Here is a 22,223-nt window from a genome sequence, read left to right on the forward strand (position 1 = left end):
CTGTAGGCCGGGCGTGAATGTGGGGCGGGTAGGCTCGTTCAACCGTCAACACCCTGGCCGGCCAGGGTGATCGGGACAATCTGGGGGGTTTCTCCATCATGGCTTCCGCGACGCAGACGCGGCCCGCCGCGACCGCTCCGGCCGCTGCCGACTCCCGGGCTCCGGCGGCCCCCGGACCGAGGGCGCGCGGGCATGTCGGTCCGTTCCGAATGCAACAACTCGTCCTGATCGAGGTGGCCGCGGCGCTGCTGCTGGTGGCCTCGGTGATCGACGCGCTGATGCTGGTGCCGGCCGGGGTGATCGCCGCGCTGCTGGTGCTGCTGGCGGTGGTGCGCAGACACCGGCGCTCGCTGCCCGAGTGGCTGTCGACCGTCGTCGCGCTGCGGGCGCGCAGGCGCAGGGCCGCCTCGCTGGTGCTCCCCGCCGGTACGGAACCGGGCCTGGCGCCCGCCGTCGAGTGCGATCCGGCGCTGCGCACCTACACGTACAGCGACCGTGACCGGCGCCCGGTCGGGATGATCGGCGACGGTACGTTCCTGACGGCGGTGCTCCAGATCGAGTCGGAGGCCACGGCGCTGCGCCCCGACCGGTCGGCCCGGCCGCTGCCCGTCTCGCTCGTACGGGACGTGCTCGACGTCGACGGCATCCGGCTGGAGTCGGCGCAGATCGTCCAGCACACCCAGCCCGCCCCGGCCCCGCATCTGCCGGAGCAGTCGGTGGCCGCGCGCAACTACGCGCCGCTCCAGGCACAGACCGGATCGCCCGCGATCCGGATCACCTGGATCGCGCTCAAGCTCGACCCCGAGCTGTGCCCGGAAGCGGTGACCGCGCGGGGCGGGGGTCTGACGGGGGCGCAGAAGTGTGTGGTGCGGGCGGCCGACCAGCTTGCGAGCCGGCTGACCGGCGCCGGGTTCCGCGCGACGGTGCTGACGGAGCAGGAGCTGACCGCGGCCGTCGCCATCTCCTCCTGCGCCAATCCGCTGGCCATCGCCCAGGCGGGCCGTACCGACACACCGGGCCGGCGCACCCAGGAGACCTCGCGCACCTGGCGCTGTGACGACCGCAGGCACACGACGTACTGGGTGGGCCGCTGGCCGCAGTTGGGCGGCGGCGGTGCCTCGATGCCGCAGCTCGTCGCGCTGCTGACCTCGATCCCGGCCCTGGCCACCACGTTCAGCCTCACCCTGGGGCGCGGTGAGCGGCAGGGGGTGACGGTCGGCGGGCACATACGGATCACCGGGCGCAGCGACGAGGAGCTGGTGACCGCCCGTCATGAACTGGAGCGCGCGGCCCGCGGGGTGAAGACCGGGCTGGTGCGTCTGGACCGTGAGCAGCTTCCCGCGATGCTCGCCACTCTGCCGCTCGGGGGTACCCGCTGATGTCCGTGCCGTCACACGCCGCCCCGTCGGCCCCGCCCGCCGCGCGGCGGGCGGCCGGGAGCGGCGGCAGGCCCCGGGTCGGTTTCGGTCTGCTCGGGCCCCGGCGTGAGCGCCATGCCCTCTCGGCGGAGCAGTTGGAGGCGTTCGCCCTGCCGGTCGGCGACGACGGCATGGTGGTCGGCGTCGACCCGGCGAACAGACCCGCGGTGCTCGGGATCAACCGGCCCACGCCGTACGACATCACGTTGATCGGCGGTCTGTGGACGGCGCAGGTGCTGGTGCTCCGCGCGGCGGCGACGGGCGCGCGGATCGCCGTCGAGACGGGCCGGGCGCAGGCCTGGACGGCGCTCGCGCAGGCGGCGGGCGGCGGTCAGCCGTGTGTGACGCTGCACGATGTCGGACGGGTGCCGCCGCAGGGGGCCTCGGCCGGCAGTCCGGTGGTCGTGGTGCGGGACTGCGGGATGCGTCCGCCGCGCGGCCGGGTGGTGTCGGCCCCCTGGCAGTCGGTGATGACCCTGCTGCCCTATCTCAGTCCGGTCGCGCCGCGGCTGATGGAGAAGTCTGGGCTCGTCGGTATCCAGCGGGTGTCGCCGGACGAGGCCGCGCAGATCGGCCGCATCATGAGTCTGCCGCGGGCCGAGACGGAGGCGCTGTCCACCCTGGCCGACGGGGTCACGCTGTGGTGCACGCCACGGGACCGACAGTTCGTGATGGTTCAGGCGACGGACGCCGAGACCGGATTGTTGGGTAGCGCCCGCCGGATGGACTGAGAGGGGCCGAACCGGCCCCGTACGCCCGCCCGGTGGGGATTCTGCCAGGATCTCGTAGGGAGATATGCGGATTTGGCCGTACTCCGCTCCCCCGCACCGCCCCGGCCTGTTCACTTGGGGCCGGGGCATGACGGACACGGCGGCCGCCGACGGGCGGAACCGGCCTGACGTACCCGTGCCGTTGGCGATTAGGGTGGGAGTGGGCGCGGGAGTAGAGAACCTGCGGGCGGGCTGGCCCCCTGAGGAAGAGCCGGGCGGACCGGACGGACAGATGCGGACGCCCCGCCCACCACGGCACAAGGGTGCTCGACCACACCAGGAGGCAAAGTGAACGGCGATCGGGACGAGATCCGCGGAGGCTGGAACCGGCCTCCCGTGGACGATCAGTCCGACGCGGAGCCCGAGATGACGGGTGAGTTCACCATCGACTACACCCCTCCCGCCTGGTACACGCAGAACGCGCCGGGGGACACGTCCGGTGGTGGCGCCCCGGGCGCGTCCGCGTTCACGAACCCGCCCCCGCCGCCCGACGGTGCGCCCGTCGCCGTGCCGGGGCTGCCGGCGGGCAGTGGCTTCGAGCCGAACTGGGCGCCCGCGCCTCCTCCCGCGCCGCCGGCTCCGGTGCCCGATCCCGCCCCGCCGGTCACGGCCGCGCCCGACTCCGCGCCGGGTGCGTCGGAGCCGTTCGGCGGCGGCGATGTGGAGAGCGGGGCGACCATGCGGTTCTCCCCCGCCGCGCTCAAGCGGGAGATCGCCGAGCGGGACGCCGCGAAGAGTGACGGCGACCAGCGGACGGCAGCGGACGGCGAGACCGGGGCCGAAGCCGGAGCCGGGGAAGCCGTAGGCGAAGCCGACGACAGCACCGGGGCCGACGCGGGGAGCCGGATTCCTCCGGCGGTACCGGCGGTGGCCGACGCGGCCGACGGCGACAGCTCCGCCGGGCCCGCCGGGCCCGAGGCGGCGGCCGACCGTGACGGTACGGCCCCGGCCCCGGATCCGGCAGCGGCGGCAGCAGCGGCACGGGACGACGAGGACCGGGGCGGGGACACACCGGCCGGTCCGCCGGAGGCCGAGGCCGCGCCGACCGCGGAGCCCGCCGCTCCGGACCAGGTGGACGGCACGCACTCCGTGGACGGCACGCACTCCGTGGACGGCGCGGACCGTACGGACGGCACGGACGAGGACTCCGATCCGGCCGGCGAAGCTGCCGGCCGGGCCGAGGACACAGACGCGGACACGGACGCAGGCGCAGACGCAGACGCGGACGTGAACGCGGACTCGGGAGAGGGCACCGACGGACCGTCCGACTCCGTGCCCGCGGACGCCGTCGGGGACACCGCGCCCCAGGACGCCGTACCGGCTCAGGACGCCGAGGACGCCGTACCGTCCGACGAACCCCAGGACGCTCCCCCGGCGTCCGGGTCGGCCCAGTCCTGGTCCCTTCAGCCGCCCGCGCCCCAGGACTCCGCGCTGCCGCCGCTGCCGCCCGCCTTCCAGCCGGCCGCGCCTGCGTCGGCGCCGCAGTGGCCCGTGGCGGCACGGGCCGCCGACCGGACCGCCCCGCAGCAGCAGCCCCAGTCACACCAGCAGCCGTACCAGCCCCAGCAGCAGCCCCAGAACCCTCAGCAGCCCCAGAGCCCGAATCCGTGGGCGCCGCAGCCCGCCCAGGGCGGTTACGGCTTCCCCCAGCAGGGCCACCCCCAGCAGCACGGGCCGGTCGCACCGACACCTCCCGCCGCGCTGCCGCCCGCCGTTCCGGCTCCCGACGCCCCTGTCCCGCCCGCCGGTTACGGCTTCCCGCACCAGCAGGGACAGCCGGGGCAGCCGGGGCCGTACGGCGCAGGGCCCTCGGCGCAGCAGAGTGGTTACGGCTTCCCCCAGCAGGGGCACCAGGAGCAGTCCGGGCCCGCGGGCCCACAGGCGTACCCCGCCCAGCAGGGCGGTCCGGGCGCGCAGACTCCCGTACCCCCGCCCGCTCCGACGCCCCATCCGCCGGTGCCCGCGTCGCCGAATCTCCCGGCCCAGCAGGCTCCGCAGCAGCAGGCCTCCCCGCCCCAGCCGCCGTACCAGGCGCAGCCCGCGCAGCACCCGCAGCAGCCGCAGTACCCCCAGCAGCAGCCCGGTCATCACGCACCCGTCGCGGATCCCCGCGCCGGTGCCGCCTGGCCCTCACCCGTCGCGCACGACCACCGCGAGCGCTCGGTCCCCGGCGCGCCGCTCGGCTACACGGCCGCCGTCGAGCTGTCCTCCGACCGTCTGCTGCGCAACAACAAGCAGAAGCCGAAGAGCAGCCGCAATCCGTCCGCCGGTTCGCGCTTCAGGATCGGCGGGAAGGCCGCGGAGAACGAGTACCGCCGCAAGCTGGAGCTGATCCGTACGCCGGTGCTCTCCTGCTACCGGATCGCGGTGATCAGTCTCAAGGGCGGTGTCGGCAAGACCACGACGACCACCGCGCTGGGAGCGACCCTGGCCACCGAGCGGCAGGACAAGATCCTGGCGATCGACGCCAACCCGGACGCCGGTACGCTCGGCCGCCGTGTGCGGCGCGAGACCGGGGCGACCATCCGTGATCTGGTCCAGGCGATCCCGTATCTCCACAGCTATATGGACATCCGCCGGTTCACCTCGCAGGCACCCTCCGGTCTGGAGATCATCGCCAACGATGTGGACCCGGCCGTCTCCACCTCGTTCAACGACGAGGACTACCGGCGCGCGATCGAGGTCCTCGGCAAGCAGTACCCGATCATCCTCACCGACTCGGGCACGGGGCTGCTCTACAGCGCGATGCGCGGAGTGCTCGATCTCGCCGATCAGTTGATCATCATCTCGACCCCGTCCGTGGACGGGGCGAGCAGTGCCTCGACGACGCTCGACTGGCTGTCCGCGCACGGGTACGCGGATCTGGTGCAGCGCTCCCTCACGGTCATCTCCGGGGTGCGGGAGACCGGAAAGATGATCAAGGTCGATGACATCGTGCAGCACTTCCAGACCCGCTGCCGCGGAGTGATCGTGGTGCCGTTCGACGAGCATCTCGCGGCCGGTGCCGAGGTGGACCTCGACATGATGCGTCCCAAGACGCGTGAGGCCTACTTCCATCTGTCGGCGATGGTCGCGGAGGACTTCGCGCGGGCTCAGCAGGCCCAGGGGCTGTGGACCGCGGACGGCAATCCGCCGCCGCATCTCGTGCCGCCGATGCCGGGTCCCGGGCAGCCGGTGCAGGGCGGACCGGTCCAGGGCGGGCCGGTGCAGGGCGGACCGGTCCAGGGACAGCCCCCGTACGGACAGCCGCCCGTGCAGGGACAGCCTGTGCACGGGCAGCCCATGCAGGGACAGCCCGTGCAGGGACAGCCGCCGCAGGGACAGCCGTACCAGCCGTACCCGCCCCAGCAGTATCCGCAGCAGTACCCCCAGCAGGGACATGCCCCGCAGCCCCCGCAGTACGGCTATCCGCAGCAGCAGCCGGGAGCGGGGCCCTACGCCGGTGTGCAGCAGGGCTGGCAGCAGTCGCCGCCGTCCCAGGCGCAGTCCCCCGCGAGCCCGGCCGGTCCTCCGCCCGGCCAGCTCCCGCCACAGCTCCCGCCCGGCCAGACCACCCCGCCGGGACAGCCCGGACAGCCGGTTCAGCCGGGGCAGCCCGGTCATCCCGGACAGCCGGCCCTGCCCGGACCGTATGGCGGGCATCAGCCACAGCCGCCGCAGGACCAGCCCGATCTCCAGGGTCCCGTCCCGCCCGGCGGATGGCCGGGGCAGCAGCCCCCGCAGTCACCGCCAGCGCCTCAGCAGTAAGGCATCAGAGGTCGATACCAATGAGGGTCCGCGCCGTCTTCACGGAGCGGGCCCTCGGCGCATTCCCGCAGCCCACACGGGGTTTGGGGAGCCGTTGACGCGACCGACGCACGCTGATAAACCTCCCTTCACCGATTGGCGAACCCCGATTCAACCCGGCTTCTCCGCGCGAGTGATGACACGAGGTCACCGTCCCATGGTCCATAGCGTTCCGCCGCGGACACCGCGGCAGCCCGTCCGGCCACGCCCCCGTCCCCGCCTCCGCCTGCTGGCCGCCTCCGCCGCCGTGTCCGCCGCACTCGTGGCCGGAAGCGTGGTCCCCGTTCAGCCGCTGCTCCCGGCACCTCAGACGGCGCGGGCGGCCGACGACGGCAAGAAGGTCCTCACCGTCGCGGTCAGCCAGAGCGTCGACTCACTCAGCCCGTTCCTGGCCCAGCGGCTCGTCAGCACGAGCATCCACCGGCTGACCTACGAATATCTGACCAACTACGACGTCAAGGACGCCCGTACGGTCCCCGGCTTCGCCACCGCGTGGAAGGCCTCCGCGGACAAGCTGACCTGGACCTACACCATCCGCGACAACTCGAAGTGGTCGGACGGCCGGCCGGCGACGGCCGAGGACGCCGCCTGGACCTTCACCACGATGATGACGGACGAGAACGCCGCCACGGCCAACGGCAGCTTCACCGCGAACTTCGCACGGGTCACGGCGCCGGACCCGAGGACCCTCGTCATCGAACTGAAGAAGCCCCAGGCCACCATGACGGCCCTCGATGTGCCGATCGTGCCCAAGCACATCTGGGAGAAGGTCGGGGACTTCTCGAAGTTCAACAACGACAAGCGGTTCCCGATCGTCGGCAACGGCCCGTTCATCGTCACGGACTACAAGGTCGACCAGTTCGTCCGGCTGAAGCCCAACAAGGACTTCTGGCGCGGTGCGCCCAAGTTCGACGAACTGCTCCTCAAGTACTACAAGGACGGGGACGCGGCCGTCGCCGCGCTCCGGAAGGGCGAGGTGTCCTTCGTCTCCAACCTCACCCCGGCCCAGGCGGCGGCGCTGGGGAACACCGACAACATCAAGGTCAATGACGCGCCGGGCCGCCGCTTCTACGCGCTCGCCACCAACCCCGGCGCCCGGTCGAAGGACGGCAAGAGGTTCGGCAACGGCCATCCCGCACTGCTGGACCCGGCGGTGCGCAGGGCCCTCTTCCAGGCCGTCGACCGCGAGAGCATCATCGACCGGGTCTTCCAGGGCCACGCGGTCGAGGGCCAGGGCTATATCCCGCCCCGCTTCGGCACCTACTTCTGGCAGCCCTCCGAGAAGCAGAGGATCGCGTACGACCCGGCCGCGGCGGCCGGCACCCTGGACCGGGCCGGCTACCGGATGAACGCGAGCGGCAAGCGTGTGGGCAAGGACGGCAGGCCGCTGGACTTCCGCATCCTCTGCCATGCCACCGACCCGAACGACAAGGCCATCGGCAAGTATCTCCAGGAGTGGTGGGGCCGGCTCGGCATCGGGCTGAAGGTCGAGTGCCTCGACAATGTCTCCGACCCCTGGCTCGCGGGCGACTACGATCTGGCCTTCGACGGCTGGTCCGTCAACCCCGATCCCGACTTCGTCCTCTCCATCCACACGTGCGGCGCCCTCCCCGCCACCCCCGAGGACAGCGGCGCCACCGACAACTTCATCTGCGACAAGGAGTACGACGCGCTCTACGCCCAGCAGGCGGCGGAGTACGACCCCGCCAAGCGCGCGGCCCTGGTCAAGCGGATGGAGTCGAGGCTCTACGACACCGGGTACATGAACGTCATGGCGTACCCGAACGCGGTCGAGGCGTACCGTACGGACCAGATCAAGTCGATCACGACGATGCCGGAGGCCGCCGGCAACCTCTGGGGCCAGGACGGTTACTGGAGCTGGTGGTCCGCGGTGCCGGCCGGTGACGGCGGCGGGTCCGGTGGATCCGGTGGATCCTCCTCGACCGCCGTGGTGATCGGGATCGGGGCCGCCGCGGTGGTCGCCGCCGCCCTCGGGCTCTTCGTCGCGATGCGGCGCCGTTCCACCGCGGAAGACCGTGAATAACCCATGAGCGCCGCAAGCACCCCCGGGGTAATGCGGGACCCCGTCGACGGCCCGGTGCGGACCGGGCCGCCCGACCCGGCGGACCGCGCACGCACCGGCACCGGCACCAGGACCGCGTATCCGCTCTATGTGGCGGGCAAGCTGGGCGGCGCGGTCGTCTCGCTGCTCGCCGTCCTGGTCACCAGCTTCTTCCTGTTCCGGATCATCCCCGGTGACCCGGTCAAGGCCATGACCCATGGGGCGCCGACATCCGCCGCCCAACTGGAGACGCTGCGACGGCAGTTCGGACTGGATCTGCCGCTGTGGCAGCAGTTCACCGACTACTGCGCCAGGGCGCTGACCGGTGATCTCGGCACCTCGTACCAGTTCCACGCGCCGGTCGGTGAGCTGATCGCGGCGAAGCTGCCCGCGACGCTGCTGCTCACGGGGGTCGCCGTGGTGGTCTACTCGGCGCTCGGCCTCTGGCTCGGCACCCGTTCCGCCTGGCACCACGGCGGTCCCGGCGACCGGCTGAACACGGGCGTGGCCCTGACCCTCTGGTCCGTACCGTCGTTCTGGCTCGGTCTGCTGCTGATCATCGTGTTCTCGGTGGGCATCGGTCCGGTCCCCGGGCTGTTCCCCACCGGCGGGATGGAGTCGGGCGGCACCACCGGCTTCGCGCTGGTCCTCGATGTGGCGCACCATATGGTGCTGCCGGTGATCACGCTGGTCGCGGTGGGGTACGCGCAGACGCTGCTGGTGATGCGCTCCTCGCTGCTGGACGAGATGGGCAGCGACTATCTGACGACCGCGCGGGCGAAGGGGCTGCGGGACGACCTCGTACGACGCCGGCACGCGGTGCCCAATGCCCTGCTCCCCACCGTCACGATGGTCTTCATCAATCTGGGCCATGTGGCGGGGGGTTCGATCCTGGTGGAGACGGTGTTCTCCTGGCCGGGTCTGGGCGGGCTCTTCTACCAGGGGCTGAGCGTGCCCGATCTGCCGCTGGTCCAGGGGCTGTTCCTGGTCTTCGCGGGCGCGATGATCGTGATGAACCTGCTCGCCGATCTGCTCTATCCGCTGCTCGATCCCCGGGTGGGCCGATGACCTCCGCGAACCCGTCGGCTCCCCCGCCCGTGCCGGAGGAGCCGTCCCCGTCACCGTCACCCTCCACGCCACCGTCACCCTCCACGCCACCGTCCGCCGCCGCCTCCGGCCCCGCCTCCGGCCCCGCTTCCGCCGCTGCTTCCGGGTCCGCCTCCGGGTCAGCTCCCGGTTCCGCGTCGTCGTTCGCGTGGGCCCGCAGACGGGCTTCGGTGATCCGCTTCTGGCAGCACTACCGTACGCATCGCGCCGGGCTCCTCGGGCTCGCCGGGCTCGCGCTCGTCGCGCTGATCGCCCTGGCGGCGCCGCTGCTCGTCGGCGGCGATGTGCAGAGCGTGACCCGGGCGCCGGGCAAGGCGCTGGAGGCGCCGAGCGGCCGGTTCCCGCTCGGTACGGACCAGTTCGGACGGCCGCTGCTGGGGCTGCTGATCTGGGGCGCCCGGATCTCGCTGACCGTCGGGCTGCTGGCCGCCGCGCTGTCGGTGGCCATCGGTACGCTCGTCGGCGTCCTCGCGGGCCACTACGGCGGCTGGGCGGCGACGGTGACCATGCGCGTCACCGACTGGTTCCTGGTGATGCCCACGCTGGTCCTGGCGATCGTGCTGGCCACGGTCATGTCCCGGTCCATCTGGACGGTGGTCGTGGCGATCGGTGTCACGAGCTGGCCGACGACGGCACGGCTGGTACGCGCCCAGACCATCGCCGTCGAGTCGCGTCCGTACATCGAGCGCGCGCGGGCACTGGGCGGCGGACACGGCCACATCATGACGCGCCATGTGCTGCCCAATGTGATGCCGCTGGTGCTCGCGCAGACCACGCTCGGTATCTCCAGCGCGATCCTCACCGAGGCGACACTCGCCTTCCTCGGTCTCGGCGACCCGACCATCGTCTCCTGGGGCGGCATGCTCCAGGACGCGCGGGAGGCGGGCGCGGTCTCCTCCGGGCACTGGTGGTATCTGGCGCCGCCCGGAGTCGCGATCGCGTTCGTCGCGCTCGCGTTCACGCTCTGCGGCCGTGCGGTCGAGTCCGTACTCAACCCGAAGCTGGGGGTGGCCCGTTGACGGACTCGTCCGGCACATCTGACACGACTGACACGTCTGACACGTCCGGTACATCCGGCACGAAGGACGCCACGAAAGACGCCACGAAGGACGCGCACGGCGCGGCGAACCTGCTGGAGATCAGGAATCTGTCCGTGACCTACGGTTCGGGGGCCTCGGCCGTGCCCGCCGTACGGGGCGTCGACCTGACCCTCGCGCCGGGACAGAAGCTCGGTGTCGCCGGGGAGTCGGGCTGCGGCAAGTCCACCCTGGCACTGGCCCTGCTCCGGCTGCTGCCGTCGTCGGCGCGGCTGACCGGAGAGATCCTGCTCGACGGCGAGGACATCCGCACCATGAGGTGGGGCCGGCTGCGCGCCGTACGGTGGGCGGGAGCGTCGATCGTCTTCCAGGGCGCGATGCACTCGCTCAACGCGGTGCACCGGATCGGGGACCAGATCGCCGAGCCCGTGCTGCTGCACCGGCGCGCCACCCCGGCGGCCGGCCGTGCGCGCGCCGCCGAGCTGCTGGAACAGGTCGGGCTGCCCGCCGCGCGCGCGGACGCCTATCCCCACGAGCTGTCCGGCGGACAGCGCCAGCGGGTGATGATCGCGATGGCGCTCGCCTGCGATCCACGGCTGATCGTCGCGGACGAGCCGACCACCGCGCTCGATGTGATGATCCAGGCGCAGATCCTGCGGCTGATCGAACGGCTCGTCGCGGAGCAGGACATCGGTCTGCTGATGATCAGCCATGATCTGGCGGTGCTCTCGGACACCTGTGACCGGCTCGCCGTGATGTACGCGGGCCGGATCGTCGAGGAGGGTCCGGCGCGGGAGGTCTACGACGCGGCCCGACACCCCTACGGCCGGGCGCTGTCCGCCGCCTTCCCGCGCGTCGGGGATCCCGCGTCCCGGCGTGCCCCGCGCGGGCTGCCCGGTGATCCCCCGGACCCCTCGGCGCTGCCCTCCGGCTGTACGTTCCATCCGCGCTGCCCGGTCGCGCTGGACATCTGCGTACGGGAGGACCAGCCGCTGCGGGCCGCCGGTCCCGGCCGGAGCGCGGCGTGTGTACGGGTGGATCCGGAGGTCGCCGTGGCGGAGCGACCGCGGTGAAGCCCGTCCACGGTGAGCCCGCTCGCCGCCGGCCCTCGCCGCGGGCCCTCCCCCTCAGGCGCTCCCCCCTCAGGCGCTCCCCCCTCAGGCCCTCTCGCCGCGCGCCTGTCCCCGTACGGCCGTGGCCCGGCCGTCTCTCAGCCACCCATGACGACGGAGCCACTCATGACGAGCACTCCCGTGACCGCCGCCCCTTCGGCGTCCCCGGACCCGGCCCCGGGCCCTCTGCTGTCGGCCGCCGCACTGCGTGTCACCTTCCCCGGGCGGCGTGGCGCGCCGCCCGCCCGTGCCGTCGACGGGGTCGATCTCGACATCGGCGCGGGGGAGATCGTCGCGCTGGTCGGTGAGTCCGGCTGCGGCAAGACCACCCTGGCGCGGACCCTGCTCGGTCTGGTGCCGCCCACGCGAGGGCGGGTCACCTTCGCCGGGGAGCCCCTGGAGTACGGTTCCCGCGCCCTCAAGGCGTACCGCAAGCGCGTCCAGCTCGTGCTCCAGGACCCGAGCGGCTCGCTCAATCCCCGCCATACGGTGTACGACGCGGTGGCCGAGGGGCTCCGGATCCACCGGTACCGGGGCGATGAGCGCGAAGCCGTGGCCGAGGCGCTGTCCCGGGCCGGGCTCCGGCCGCCCGAGCGGTTCTTCGCGCGCTATCCGCACGAGCTGTCCGGGGGCCAGCGGCAGCGGGTCGTCATCGCGGGCGCGCTCGTCCTCGAACCCGAACTCATCGTCGCCGACGAGCCGGTGGCCTCCCTGGACGCGTCCGTACGGGGCGAGATCCTCGCGCTCCTGCTGTCGCTCCGCGCCGAACTCGGGCTGTCCGCGCTGGTGGTGACCCACGATCTGGGGCTGGCGTGGAACATCGCGGACCGGGTGGCGGTGATGTATCTGGGCCGGATCGTGGAGACGGGTCCCGTGGAGGACGTACTGACGGCGCCTCAGCATCCTTATACGCGGGCGCTGTTGTCCGTACTGCCGGAGTCGGGACAGCCACCGGTCGTCCTCGCGGGCGAGCCGCCGGACCCGTCCCGTGTCCCGGGCGGCTGCCGCTTCCACGCCCGGTGCCAGGTGCTCGCCTCGGGCGAGGCCGCGCGGGCCGGGGTCGACGAGCGGTGCCGCACGGAGTCACCGCCGGTGCTGACGGGCGGAGCGTCCGCGCAGGTCGCGTGCCACTGGGCGACGGCGATGTGAGCGGACGGATCTCCACCGGACCCCTGGGGCGTCTCCGGCCCGGCGGGAGGCCGTGTCCGACCCGATGGGAGACCGTGTCCGGCCGGGACCCGCGCGCGGGACCCGCGCGACAACGCCCTACACGCCCTGACGGGCGTCGTACTCCTCCGTGAGCGCCCGTGAGCGCTTGACGTCGTCGGCGATCGCTTCGAGCAGCGCCTCGACCGACTCGAACTTCCGCTGCCCCCGGACGTACGAGAGGAAGTCGACGGTCACATGGAGCCCGTAGAGATCCAGCCCCACCCGGTCGATCGCATAGGCCTCGACCGTGCGCTCCGTCCCCTCGAACTGCGGGTTCGTACCGACCGAGATCGCCGCCGGCATCCGCTCACCGTCCGCCGTGAGCCAGCCCGCGTACACCCCGTCGGCCGGGATCGCGGTGTGCGGCAGGGTCTCCACATTGGCCGTGGGGTAACCGAGTTCGCGTCCGCGCTGCGCGCCGCGCACCACCACGCCCTCGACCCGGTGCGGCCTGCCGAGGATCTCCCCGGCGCCCGCGACATCACCCTCGGCGACCAGACGGCGGGTGAGGGTGGACGAGAACGGCTCGCCGCCGCCCGCCTCGCCGGTCACCCGCAGATCGATGACCTCGACCTCGTAGTCGTAGGTCGGCCCCAGATCGGCCAGTACGCCGACGTTCCCGGCCGCCTTGTGGCCGAAGCGGAAGTTCGGGCCCTCGATCACCGCGCGGGCGTGCAACTTGTCGACCAGGACCTTCACGATGAAGTCGCCCGGCGACAGCTTGGAGAACTCGACGGTGAACGGCAGGATCAGCAGCGCGTCCACCCCCAGCTCCGCCATCAGCTCGGCGCGGCGGTGGTGCGGGGCGAGCAGGGGCGGATGGCTGCCGGGCCGTACGACCTCGCTGGGGTGCGGGTCGAAGGTGACGACGACCGACGGCACGCCCAGCTCCCGCGCCCGCTCCACGGCCCGGCCGATGATGAGCTGGTGTCCGCGGTGCACCCCGTCGTAGGAGCCGATGGTGACGACGCTGCGCCCCCAGTCCTGGGGAATGTCCTCCAAGCCACGCCAGCGCTGCACTGAGACCGCTCCTCGCCCGAACCCATGTACGTCATTTCCAGTCACGCAATGCTAAGACTGCCATGCCCGCCCCCCGTGGCACGCATCGGCCACCGGGGTCCGGGAGGGGTTCCGGTACGAACGCGCCCCCCAGTGCTCCCGCTCTCCCCCCGAGCGCCCGCCCGCAGGGGTGAGTGAGGGGCCCGGGATGGACAGATCCCTCTCGGAGGGGGGCCGTGGAGCCGGGCAGGCGTGCCTGCCCGGCTCCACGGTGGGACCGGTCGCGGCCGGCGCGGTCGCGGTGCTGCGGTCTCAGCCGAAGACGGCGAGGCTCTTGGCCTTGCCGTGCTGTTCCTCGACCAGCGCCAGGAAGCGCCCCTCGGGACCGAACGCGGCGACCGGCGCGGAGGTGAACGCCGGCATCTCCAGCCGTACGCCGTTGAGCAGCAGCCCGGCCCGTCTGCCGTCCACGTCCCAGCGGGGGAACGCGGCGGCGGCGGCCTCGGCGACCGGCATGACGGTCAGCTCCCGCTGGAGCTCGTCCAGCGTTCTCGCCGAGTCCAACGCGTACGGGCCCACCCGGGTCCTGCGCAGGGCGGTGAGATGGCCGCCGACCCCGAGCCCGGCACCGAGATCACGGGCCAGGGCACGGATATACGTACCGGACGAGCAGACGACGGAGACGACCAGGTCCAGGACCGGGGTGCCGTCGTCCGCGACGGCCTCGCGGACGTCGTAGAGCCGGAACGAGGAGACGGTCACGGGACGGGCCGGGATCTCGAACTCCTCCCCGCCGCGCACCCGGGCGTAGGACCGCTTGCCGTCGATCTTGATGGCGCTGACCTTGGAGGGCACCTGCATGATCGCGCCGGTCAGGGCCGCGATCCCGCTGTCGATGGCGTCACGCGCGACCAGGGACGCGTCGGCGGACGAGATGATCTCGCCCTCCGCGTCGTCGGTCACGGTGTTCTGCCCCAGCCGGATCGTGCCGAGGTACTCCTTCTCGGTCAGCGCGAGATGCCCGAGCAGTTTCGTGGCCCGCTCCACACCGAGGACGAGAACGCCCGTCGCCATGGGGTCGAGGGTGCCGGCGTGGCCGACCCGCCGGGTGCCGGCGATCCCGCGCATCTTGGCGACGACGTCGTGCGAAGTGAAGCCCGACGGCTTGTCCACGATGACCAGGCCGTCGGGCGTCTTGTTCTGCTGAGTCATTCCGCGGCGGCGCCGTCCGTGCTGTCCCCGGCCGCGCCGTCCGTGCCGTCCCCGGCTGCCCCGTCGGCGTCGTCGGCCTTGCGGTACGGGTCTGCCCCGGCCGCGTAGGTCTTGCCGGTGGACACCTCCCGCACCTCGGCGTCCTTGGCGCGGGCCCGGTCGAGGAGGTCCTCGATGGTGCGCGCGTTGTCCGGCAGGGCGTCGGGGACGAATGCCAGCGTCGGTGTGAAGCGGACGCCGGTCTGGCGGCCCACCTCGGAACGCAGGACGCCCTTGGCGCTCTCCAGGGCCGCCGCGGAGGCCGCGCGCTCCTCGTCGTCGCCGTAGACCGTGTAGAAGACCGTGGCCTCCCGCAGGTCGCCGGTGACGCGGGCGTCCGTGATGGTCACGAAGCCCAGTCGCGGGTCCTTGATACGCCGGTCCAGGGTCTCCGCGACCACGACCTGGATGCGATCGGCCAGCTTGCGGGCCCGCGCGTTGTCGGTCACCGGTCCGTCACTCTTCCTTCTGGGTTTTCTTGTCTACTGGTCAGTCTTCGTCTGTCAGTCTTCGTCGCCGTACAGCCGCCGTCTCGCCGACAGCAGTTCCACCTCGGGATGCCCGGCGACCAGGCGTTCGCACCGGTCGAGCACGTCCGTGAGATGGCCCCAGTCACCGGACACCACCGCCAGACCGATCTCGGCCCTGCGATGGAGGTCCTGAGCGCCGGTCTCGGCCGCGCTCACCGCGAATTTCCGCTGGAGCTCGGCGACGATCGGCCGGACGACGGAGCGTTTCTCCTTCAACGACCGTACGTCGCCGAGGAGCAGATCGAAGGACAGCGTCCCCACATGCATGCCTGTCCGGATGTCCCGCCGGTACGGGTTCGGTGCCCTGCCAGCGCTTGGCAGGGGCACAAGAACCGTACACGCAACGGCCGGGGCCGATCGACGGAAATTCGTCCCGTCGACCGGCCCCGACCTCGGCGGTCCAAGGCAGTGCCCTGGACCGCACCACGCGTCAGCCGCGCGGCTTCTCGCGCATCTCGTAGGTGGCGATGACATCGTCGATCTTGATGTCGTTGAAGTTTCCGAGGTTGATACCGCCCTCGAAGCCCTCGCGGATCTCGGTGACATCGTCCTTGAAGCGGCGCAGACCCTGGATGTTGAGGTCCTCCGCGACCACCTTGCCGTCGCGGATGAGCCGGGCCTTGGTGTTGCGCCTGACCTCGCCGGAGCGGATGAGAACACCCGCGATGTTGCCCAGCTTGGACGAGCGGAAGACCTCGCGGATCTCCGCCGTGCCCAGCTCGACCTCTTCGTACTCCGGCTTGAGCATGCCCTTGAGGGCGGACTCGATCTCCTCGATCGCCTGGTAGATGACCGAGTAGTACCGGACGTCCACACCCTCGCGCTCGGCCATCTGCGCGGCACGCCCGGCGGCGCGCACGTTGAAGCCGATCACGATGGCGTCGGAGCCCATGGCCAGGTCGATGTCCGACTCGGTGACCGCACCCACACCGCGGTGCAGGACCCGGATGTCCACCTCTTCGCCGACGTCGAGCTGGAGCAGCGAGGACTCGAGGGCCTCCACCGAACCGGACGCGTCGCCCTTGATGATGAGGTTGAGTTCCTGCACGAGACCGGCCTTGAGGGCCTCGTCCAGGTTCTCCAGGGAGAACCGGACGCCCCTGCGGGCGAAGGCCGCGTTCCGCTCACGGGCGGCACGCTTCTCGGCGATCTGGCGGGCCGTACGGTCCTCGTCGACCACCAGGAAGTTGTCACCGGCACCCGGGACATTGGTGAGACCCAGGACCAGGACGGGCGTCGAGGGAGTCGCCTCGTCGACGTTGTTGCCGTTGTCGTCGAGCATGGCCCGGACCCGGCCGTACGCGTCACCGGCGACCATCGTGTCACCGACGCGCAGCGTGCCGCGCTGGACGAGCACGGTGGCGACGGCGCCGCGGCCGCGGTCGAGGTGGGCCTCGATCGCGATGCCCTGCGCGTCCTGCTCCGGGTTGGCCCGCAGGTCGAGCGAGGCGTCCGCGGTCAGGACCACGGCCTCCAGCAGGCTGTCGATGTTCAGACCCTGCTTGGCGGAGATGTCGACGAACATGGTGTCGCCGCCGTACTCCTCGGCCACCAGACCGAACTCGGTGAGCTGACCGCGCACCTTGGTCGGGTCGGCACCCTCGACATCGATCTTGTTGACCGCGACCACGATCGGCACGTCGGCCGCCTTGGCGTGGTTCAGCGCCTCGATCGTCTGCGGCATCACACCGTCGTTGGCCGCGACCACCAGGATCGCGATGTCGGTGGACTTCGCACCACGGGCACGCATGGCGGTGAACGCCTCGTGGCCCGGGGTGTCGATGAAGGTGATCCTGCGCTCTTCACCGTTGACGTCGGTGGCCACCTGGTAGGCACCGATGTGCTGGGTGATGCCGCCGGCCTCGCCCGCGACGACGTTCGTCTTGCGGATCGCGTCCAGCAGCCTGGTCTTACCGTGGTCGACGTGACCCATGACGGTCACGACCGGCGGACGGGACACGAGGAGTTCCTCGCCGCCCTCGTCCTCGCCGAACTCGATGTCGAAGGACTCGAGCAGCTCGCGGTCCTCCTCCTCCGGGCTGACGATCTCGACGATGTAGTTCATCTCGTCGGCGAGGAGCTGGAGCGTCTCGTCGGAGACCGACTGCGTGGCCGTGACCATCTCGCCGAGGTTCATCATCACGGCGACGAGCGACGCCGGGTTGGCGTTGATCTTCTCCGCGAAGTCGGTGAGCGAGGCACCGCGCGACAGGCGGACGATCTGTCCGTTGCCGCGAGGCAGCATCACACCGCCGACCGACGGGGCCTGCATGGCCTCGTACTCCTGGCGCCTCTGCCGCTTCGACTTGCGGCCACGACGGGCGGGCCCGCCGGGACGGCCGAACGCGCCCTGTGTGCCACCACGGCCACCGGGACCACCCGGACGTCCGCCGAAGCCGGGACGGCCACCGCCGCCACCGAAGCCACCGCCACCGGGACGGCCCGGAGCGCCGCCACCGCCGCCACCGCCGGGACGGCCGGCGAAGCCACCGCCGCCGCCACCGCCGCCGGGACGACCGGCGAAGCCGCCGCCGCCACCGGGACGACCGCCGCCGCCGGCGCCGCCGCCGGGACGACCCGCACCGCCGGGACCACGGCCACCGCCGGGGCCACCGCCGGGACGCGGACCGGCCGCAGGACGCTGGGGCATCATGCCCGGGTTGGGACGGTTGCCGCCGGGGCCACCGCCGGGACCGCCCGCGGAACGGGGGGCCTGCGGACGGGGCATACCACCGGGGCTGGGACGTCCGGTCTGTCCGCCGGGTCCGCCCTGCGGACGGGGACCGCCCTGGCCGGAGCCCTGCGGACGCGGGCCACCGGGGGCACCGGGGCCGCCGGGACGCGGGGCGCCGCCGGGACGGGGCGCCTGCGGGCGCGCCATGCCGGTGGAACCGCCGGAGGTGAAGGGGTTGTTGCCGGGACGCGGTCCGGCCGGACGGGCACCGGGACGCGGGGCCTGGCCGGGGCGCGCGCCGCCGGAGCGACCGCCCTGCCGCTGGTCGCCCTGACGCTGGTCACGGTCGCCGCCCTGGCGCTGGTCACGCTGGTCGCGCTGGTCGCTGCCAGGACGGGAGGACGGACGCGGTCCGGGAGTGGCACCGGGCCGGGGACCGGCGGCCGGGGCCGACGGGGGCGCGGTGAACTCGGGGACGGCCGGAGCCGCGGGCGCCGGCTTCGGCGCGGCCGGGGCGGGCCGGGGGGCCGGCGCCGGACGCGGTCCGGGGCTCGGCGCGGTGGGAGTGCTCCTGGGTGCCTCGGCGACGGCCGGCTTGGGAGCCGGGACACCGGGCTTGGGTGCTGCGGGACGCGCCGTCTGGGCGGAAGACCCAGCCGATGACGCGGCCGGTGCGGCGGGGGCGGCCGGCGCGGCCGGCCTGGCGGGGGTCGCCTTGCGCGGCGCCCCGGGCTTCGCAGTGGTCCTGCCGGCGTTGCCGCCGGGCCCCTGCAAAGCGTCGGTCAGCTTGCGTACAACCGGCGCCTCGATCGTCGACGACGCCGAACGGACGAATTCACCGAGTTCTTGGAGCTTGGCCATGACGACCTTGCTCTCCACGCCGAACTCCTTGGCGAGTTCGTATACCCGGACCTTAGCCACTTCGCTCCTTTTAGGTCCGGGTTACCGCCGGACCGTCGCTACTTCATGGGCGTACTCATCGCGTACTCATCGAGTGCTCATCGCAATCTCGACCTACTTCCAACTCGCGAGGTACCTGAACCGCACGGGGTTCCGTGCCGTACTTCTTCCTACAGTGGTGCCGCCTGCACCGTGACCGGCTCGACGGCCCGGCGTACTTCCGCGCTGTCGAGCGGACCCTGGAACCGGAAGGCCCTGGGGAACGCCCGGCGGCGGACCGCCAGATCGAGACAGTGCAAGGCGGGGTGCACATACGCACCCCGGCCGGGCAGCGTACCGCGTCGATCGGGGACACACTGTGTCCCGACCACCACGATGCGCAGCAGATCGTTCTTGGCCGCTCGCTCCCGGCACCCCACGCAGGTTCGCTCAGGGCAGGCGCGGGCGCTCGTCCGGCCAGACATGCTCAAGTCTACCTCCCCGCGCCGGCCTCACCCCTTCGGGGCAGGACTCGAACGCGTGACAGCTCCGAAGATCGTGCCGGCTCCCGGCGGGAGCCCGTCGCACGGCGCGACGGGACCCCTCCGTAGATCATTCCCGACGGACGCGGGCCCGGCACGGCGAGGGGTCAGCGCCGCTCGCGCTCGCGGTCGCCGCCGCGGTCACGGTCTCCACCGCGCCCGCGGTCGTCACCGCGGTCACCCTCGCCGCCGCGGTCACGGTCCTCGCCCTCCGGCTGCTCCGTGTCCGGGCGGATGTCGATCCGCCAGCCGGTGAGCCGGGCGGCGAGCCGGGCGTTCTGGCCCTCTTTGCCGATCGCCAGCGAGAGCTGGTAGTCGGGCACGGTCACCCGCGCGGAACGGGCGCCGAGATCCACGACCTCGACCTTGCTGACCCGGGCCGGGGAGAGCGCGTTGGCCACCATCTCGGCCGGATCGTCCGACCAGTCGACGATGTCGATCTTCTCGCCGAGCAGTTCGGCCATGACATTGCGGACCCGTCCGCCCATCGGGCCGATGCAGGCGCCCTTGGCGTTGAGGCCGGAGCGGGTCGACCGTACGGCGATCTTGGTGCGGTGGCCCGCCTCGCGGGCGATCGCGGCGATCTCGACCGAGCCGTCCGCGATCTCCGGGACCTCCAGCGCGAAGAGCTTCTTCACCAGATTGGGGTGCGTACGGGAGAGCGTCACCGAGGGCCCGCGCACGCCCTTCGCCACCCGCACCACATAGGTGCGCAGCCGCAGTCCGTGCGTGTACTCCTCGCCCGGCACCTGTTCCTGCACCGGAAGGATGGCCTCCAGCTTGTCGTCCAGCTTGACGAGGACGTTCTTGGGGTCCTTGCCCTGCTGCACCAGACCGGCGACGACATCGCCCTCCCGGCGCGCGTACTCGCCGAAGGTGACGTCGTTCTCGGCGTCGCGCAGCCGCTGCTGGATGACCTGGCGCGCGGTGGTCGCGGCGATCCGGCCGAAGTCCGACGGGGTGTCGTCGAACTCCTTGGGCTCCTGCCCGTCCTCCAGCTCGGCGGGGTCCTCCTTGGCCCAGACCGTGACATGCCCGTTGTCCCGGCTCAGGACGGCCCGCGCGTGGCGGCGGCTGCCCTCGGTGCGGTGGTAGGCGATGAGGAGGGCGGATTCGATCGCCTCGACCAGCAGATCGAAGGGGATCTCCTTCTCTTGTGCCAAGCCCTTCAGGAGCTTCACATCGATGTCCACGGCTACGCCTCCTCTTCCTTCTTGTCCTTGCGGCTGAACTCGATCTCCACGCGCGCCCTGGCGATCGACGCGAACTCGACACGGCGGGCGGTGGGCTTGCGCCCCTTCACGCCCGGCACCTCGACGCCGAGACCCTCGTCGTCCACGGTGAGGATGCGCGCCACCAGTTCGCCGTCCTCGTGCAGATGGAATCTGGCCAGCCGGCCGACGGCGCGCAGATAGTGACGGTGTTCGGTCAGGGGGCGCTCGGCGCCGGGGGACGTGACTTCGAGCTGGTACTCGTCCTCGCCCATCGCGTCGGTCTCGTCGAGCCTGTCGGAGATGGAGCGGCTCAGCTCGGCACACTCGTCGAGGTCCACGCCCTCGTCCGAATCGACCACGACTCTCAGCACACGACGCCTGCCTGCCCGGGACACCTCGATCTCCTCCAGATCCAGGTCCTTCGCGCTGACGAGCGGTTCCAGCAGTCCGCGCAGCCTTTCGCTCTGGGTGGTGCTCATCCGGGTGACTCCTCGGCCGCGTGTGCTGTTGTGGGATCGTCGTGTGTCAGATCAAAGGGTATCCGGTCCGAAGGGGTGTTGCCGTCCACCCGCGGATGACCCGCGGGTACGCTCGCCTGCGGTGATCATCGCGAGGTCCGAGGAGAGACGCGTGGGGCGCACGGGGACGACACGGAGGCATGCGCTCATGGTCGCGGGAGCCACGGCGGCCGGTCTGCTGACCGGCTGCACCTCCGATTCCGCCGACGACCGGACGTCCGGGGGCCGGACGTCCGCCGCGCGGGCCGAGAGCGCGCTGCGCCGGCGCTCCGCCGCCACCAGCCGTGAGCTGCTCGGCCGCTACGACGCCGTGCTGGCGCGCCACCCGGACGAGGACGAGCTGCTGACTCCGCTGCGGACGGCGGTCGCCCGGCAGGTGGAGGCGCTGGCGCCGACTCCACGTGGGCCGGTGAGCCCCGCGCCCTCCGCCCCGGCCTCCCCCTCCCCCTCTTCCGACGCCTCCTCCAGCGCCTCCCCCGGGCCGAGGCCGCCGGTCCTGCCCGCCGTCGCCGACGATCCGGCGCAGGCGCTCAGGGCGCTGGCCACGGCCGAGCGCCGTACCGCCGACGCGCACACCGCCGCCCTGATGGAGGCGCCCCCGGAGCTGGCCAGGCTGCTGGCCTCGCTCGCGGCGGCGAGCGCCGCCCACGCGTATCTGCTGACGGAAGGATCACGCTCGTGAGCACCGGTGCGCTGGAGGCCGCGCAGGCCGCACTCGCGGCGGAGCACGCCGCCGTCTACGGGTACGGAGTCGTCGGCGGCCGGGTCGAGGGCGGCCGCCGGGGCGAGGCAGACGCCGCGTACACCGCGCACCGGGCCCGTCGTGACGCGCTCGCGCGGACCGTGCGCGACCTCGGCGGGAAGCCGGCCGTGGCGGAGCCCGCGTACGCCCTGCCGTTCGCGGTGCCGGACGCGGCCGCCGCCGTACGGCTCGCCGCCGAGCTGGAGGACCGGATCGCGGGTGTCTACTCCGATCTCGTGCGGGCCGCCGAGGGCCCGTTACGGCGGGAGGCGGCGGGCGCGCTGCGGGAGGCCGCGGTACGCGCGGTGCGCTGGCGCGGCTCGGGCGTAGCCTTTCCTGGGCTCGCCGAGCGGGTGTGAGCCCCGTGAGCCTC

General features: G+C 72.4%; 18 protein-coding genes. 10 read left to right on the forward strand and 8 right to left on the reverse strand.

What is annotated here, in order from left to right; translation table 11 throughout:
- The first annotated feature begins 98 nt into the window (after positions 1–98).
- The 8 genes from eccE (at position 99) to ACFYYH_RS09685 (ending at position 12,441) form a co-directional block, all read left to right on the forward strand.
- Complete coding sequence (eccE, locus tag ACFYYH_RS09650; RefSeq protein ID WP_388548179.1) at positions 99–1,379, forward strand: type VII secretion protein EccE; 1,281 nt, start codon at positions 99–101, stop codon at positions 1,377–1,379.
- Complete coding sequence (locus tag ACFYYH_RS09655; RefSeq protein WP_388548181.1) at positions 1,379–2,149, forward strand: hypothetical protein; 771 nt, start codon at positions 1,379–1,381, stop codon at positions 2,147–2,149. Before eccE ends, ACFYYH_RS09655 begins: the two co-directional genes overlap by 1 nt.
- Before the next feature lie 327 nt (positions 2,150–2,476).
- Positions 2,477–5,935, forward strand: a complete 3,459-nt coding sequence (locus ACFYYH_RS09660) for an SCO5717 family growth-regulating ATPase (protein WP_388548183.1) — start codon at positions 2,477–2,479, stop codon at positions 5,933–5,935.
- A 196-nt stretch (positions 5,936–6,131) separates the two neighbouring features.
- Entirely contained in the window at positions 6,132–8,018 is a 1,887-nt protein-coding gene (locus tag ACFYYH_RS09665; RefSeq protein ID WP_388548186.1) for an ABC transporter substrate-binding protein, read from the forward strand.
- 3 nt (positions 8,019–8,021) lie between these two features.
- Complete coding sequence (locus tag ACFYYH_RS09670) at positions 8,022–9,104, forward strand: ABC transporter permease (protein ID WP_388548187.1); 1,083 nt, start codon at positions 8,022–8,024, stop codon at positions 9,102–9,104.
- Between the two features lie 209 nt (positions 9,105–9,313).
- Entirely contained in the window at positions 9,314–10,162 is an 849-nt protein-coding gene (locus ACFYYH_RS09675; protein WP_388548190.1) for an ABC transporter permease, read from the forward strand.
- A gap of 110 nt (positions 10,163–10,272) precedes the next feature.
- Positions 10,273–11,253 (forward strand): ABC transporter ATP-binding protein, encoded by a 981-nt coding sequence (locus ACFYYH_RS09680; protein ID WP_388548863.1) that lies wholly within the window; start codon positions 10,273–10,275, stop codon positions 11,251–11,253.
- A gap of 165 nt (positions 11,254–11,418) precedes the next feature.
- A complete protein-coding gene (locus tag ACFYYH_RS09685) occupies positions 11,419–12,441 on the forward strand; it encodes an ABC transporter ATP-binding protein (protein ID WP_388548193.1) in 1,023 nt (340 codons plus the stop codon).
- A 117-nt stretch (positions 12,442–12,558) separates the two neighbouring features.
- Here the strand turns inward: ACFYYH_RS09685 and ACFYYH_RS09690 are convergent, their stop codons facing one another.
- The 8 genes from ACFYYH_RS09690 to rimP form a co-directional block, all read right to left on the reverse strand.
- Positions 12,559–13,521: a bifunctional riboflavin kinase/FAD synthetase gene (locus ACFYYH_RS09690; protein WP_388548194.1), complete on the reverse strand. Its 963-nt coding sequence runs from the start codon at positions 13,519–13,521 to the stop codon at positions 12,559–12,561.
- A 291-nt stretch (positions 13,522–13,812) separates the two neighbouring features.
- The gene (truB, locus tag ACFYYH_RS09695) at positions 13,813–14,712 is read right to left on the reverse strand and encodes a tRNA pseudouridine(55) synthase TruB (RefSeq protein WP_388548197.1); all 900 of its coding nucleotides are present in this window, start codon (positions 14,710–14,712) and stop codon (positions 13,813–13,815) included.
- A complete protein-coding gene (gene rbfA, locus ACFYYH_RS09700) occupies positions 14,709–15,200 on the reverse strand; it encodes a 30S ribosome-binding factor RbfA (RefSeq protein WP_388548200.1) in 492 nt (163 codons plus the stop codon). Before rbfA ends, truB begins: the two co-directional genes overlap by 4 nt.
- A gap of 54 nt (positions 15,201–15,254) precedes the next feature.
- Positions 15,255–15,548, reverse strand: coding sequence for a DUF503 domain-containing protein (locus tag ACFYYH_RS09705; RefSeq protein ID WP_388548204.1), 294 nt, complete (start codon positions 15,546–15,548; stop codon positions 15,255–15,257).
- 163 nt (positions 15,549–15,711) lie between these two features.
- Positions 15,712–18,876, reverse strand: a complete 3,165-nt coding sequence (gene infB / locus ACFYYH_RS09710) for a translation initiation factor IF-2 (RefSeq protein ID WP_388548207.1) — start codon at positions 18,874–18,876, stop codon at positions 15,712–15,714.
- A gap of 149 nt (positions 18,877–19,025) precedes the next feature.
- Complete coding sequence (locus ACFYYH_RS09715; protein WP_388548210.1) at positions 19,026–19,319, reverse strand: YlxR family protein; 294 nt, start codon at positions 19,317–19,319, stop codon at positions 19,026–19,028.
- Between the two features lie 164 nt (positions 19,320–19,483).
- A complete protein-coding gene (gene nusA / locus ACFYYH_RS09720; RefSeq protein WP_388548212.1) occupies positions 19,484–20,569 on the reverse strand; it encodes a transcription termination factor NusA in 1,086 nt (361 codons plus the stop codon).
- Between the two features lie 2 nt (positions 20,570–20,571).
- On the reverse strand, positions 20,572–21,069 hold the full coding sequence (rimP, locus tag ACFYYH_RS09725) for a ribosome maturation factor RimP (protein ID WP_388548215.1): 498 nt from the start codon (positions 21,067–21,069) through the stop codon (positions 20,572–20,574).
- A gap of 187 nt (positions 21,070–21,256) precedes the next feature.
- On the opposite strand from rimP, the gene ACFYYH_RS09730 reads away from it, so the two are divergent.
- Together ACFYYH_RS09730 and ACFYYH_RS09735 are read left to right on the forward strand one after the other, a co-directional pair.
- The gene (locus ACFYYH_RS09730; RefSeq protein WP_388548217.1) at positions 21,257–21,790 is read left to right on the forward strand and encodes a hypothetical protein; all 534 of its coding nucleotides are present in this window, start codon (positions 21,257–21,259) and stop codon (positions 21,788–21,790) included.
- Positions 21,787–22,209, forward strand: a complete 423-nt coding sequence (locus tag ACFYYH_RS09735; protein ID WP_388548220.1) for a DUF4439 domain-containing protein — start codon at positions 21,787–21,789, stop codon at positions 22,207–22,209. Before ACFYYH_RS09730 ends, ACFYYH_RS09735 begins: the two co-directional genes overlap by 4 nt.
- The last annotated feature ends 14 nt before the right edge of the window (positions 22,210–22,223 follow it).

Source organism: Streptomyces sp. NPDC002018, assembly GCF_042890865.1.
Lineage (GTDB): Bacteria > Actinomycetota > Actinomycetes > Streptomycetales > Streptomycetaceae > Streptomyces.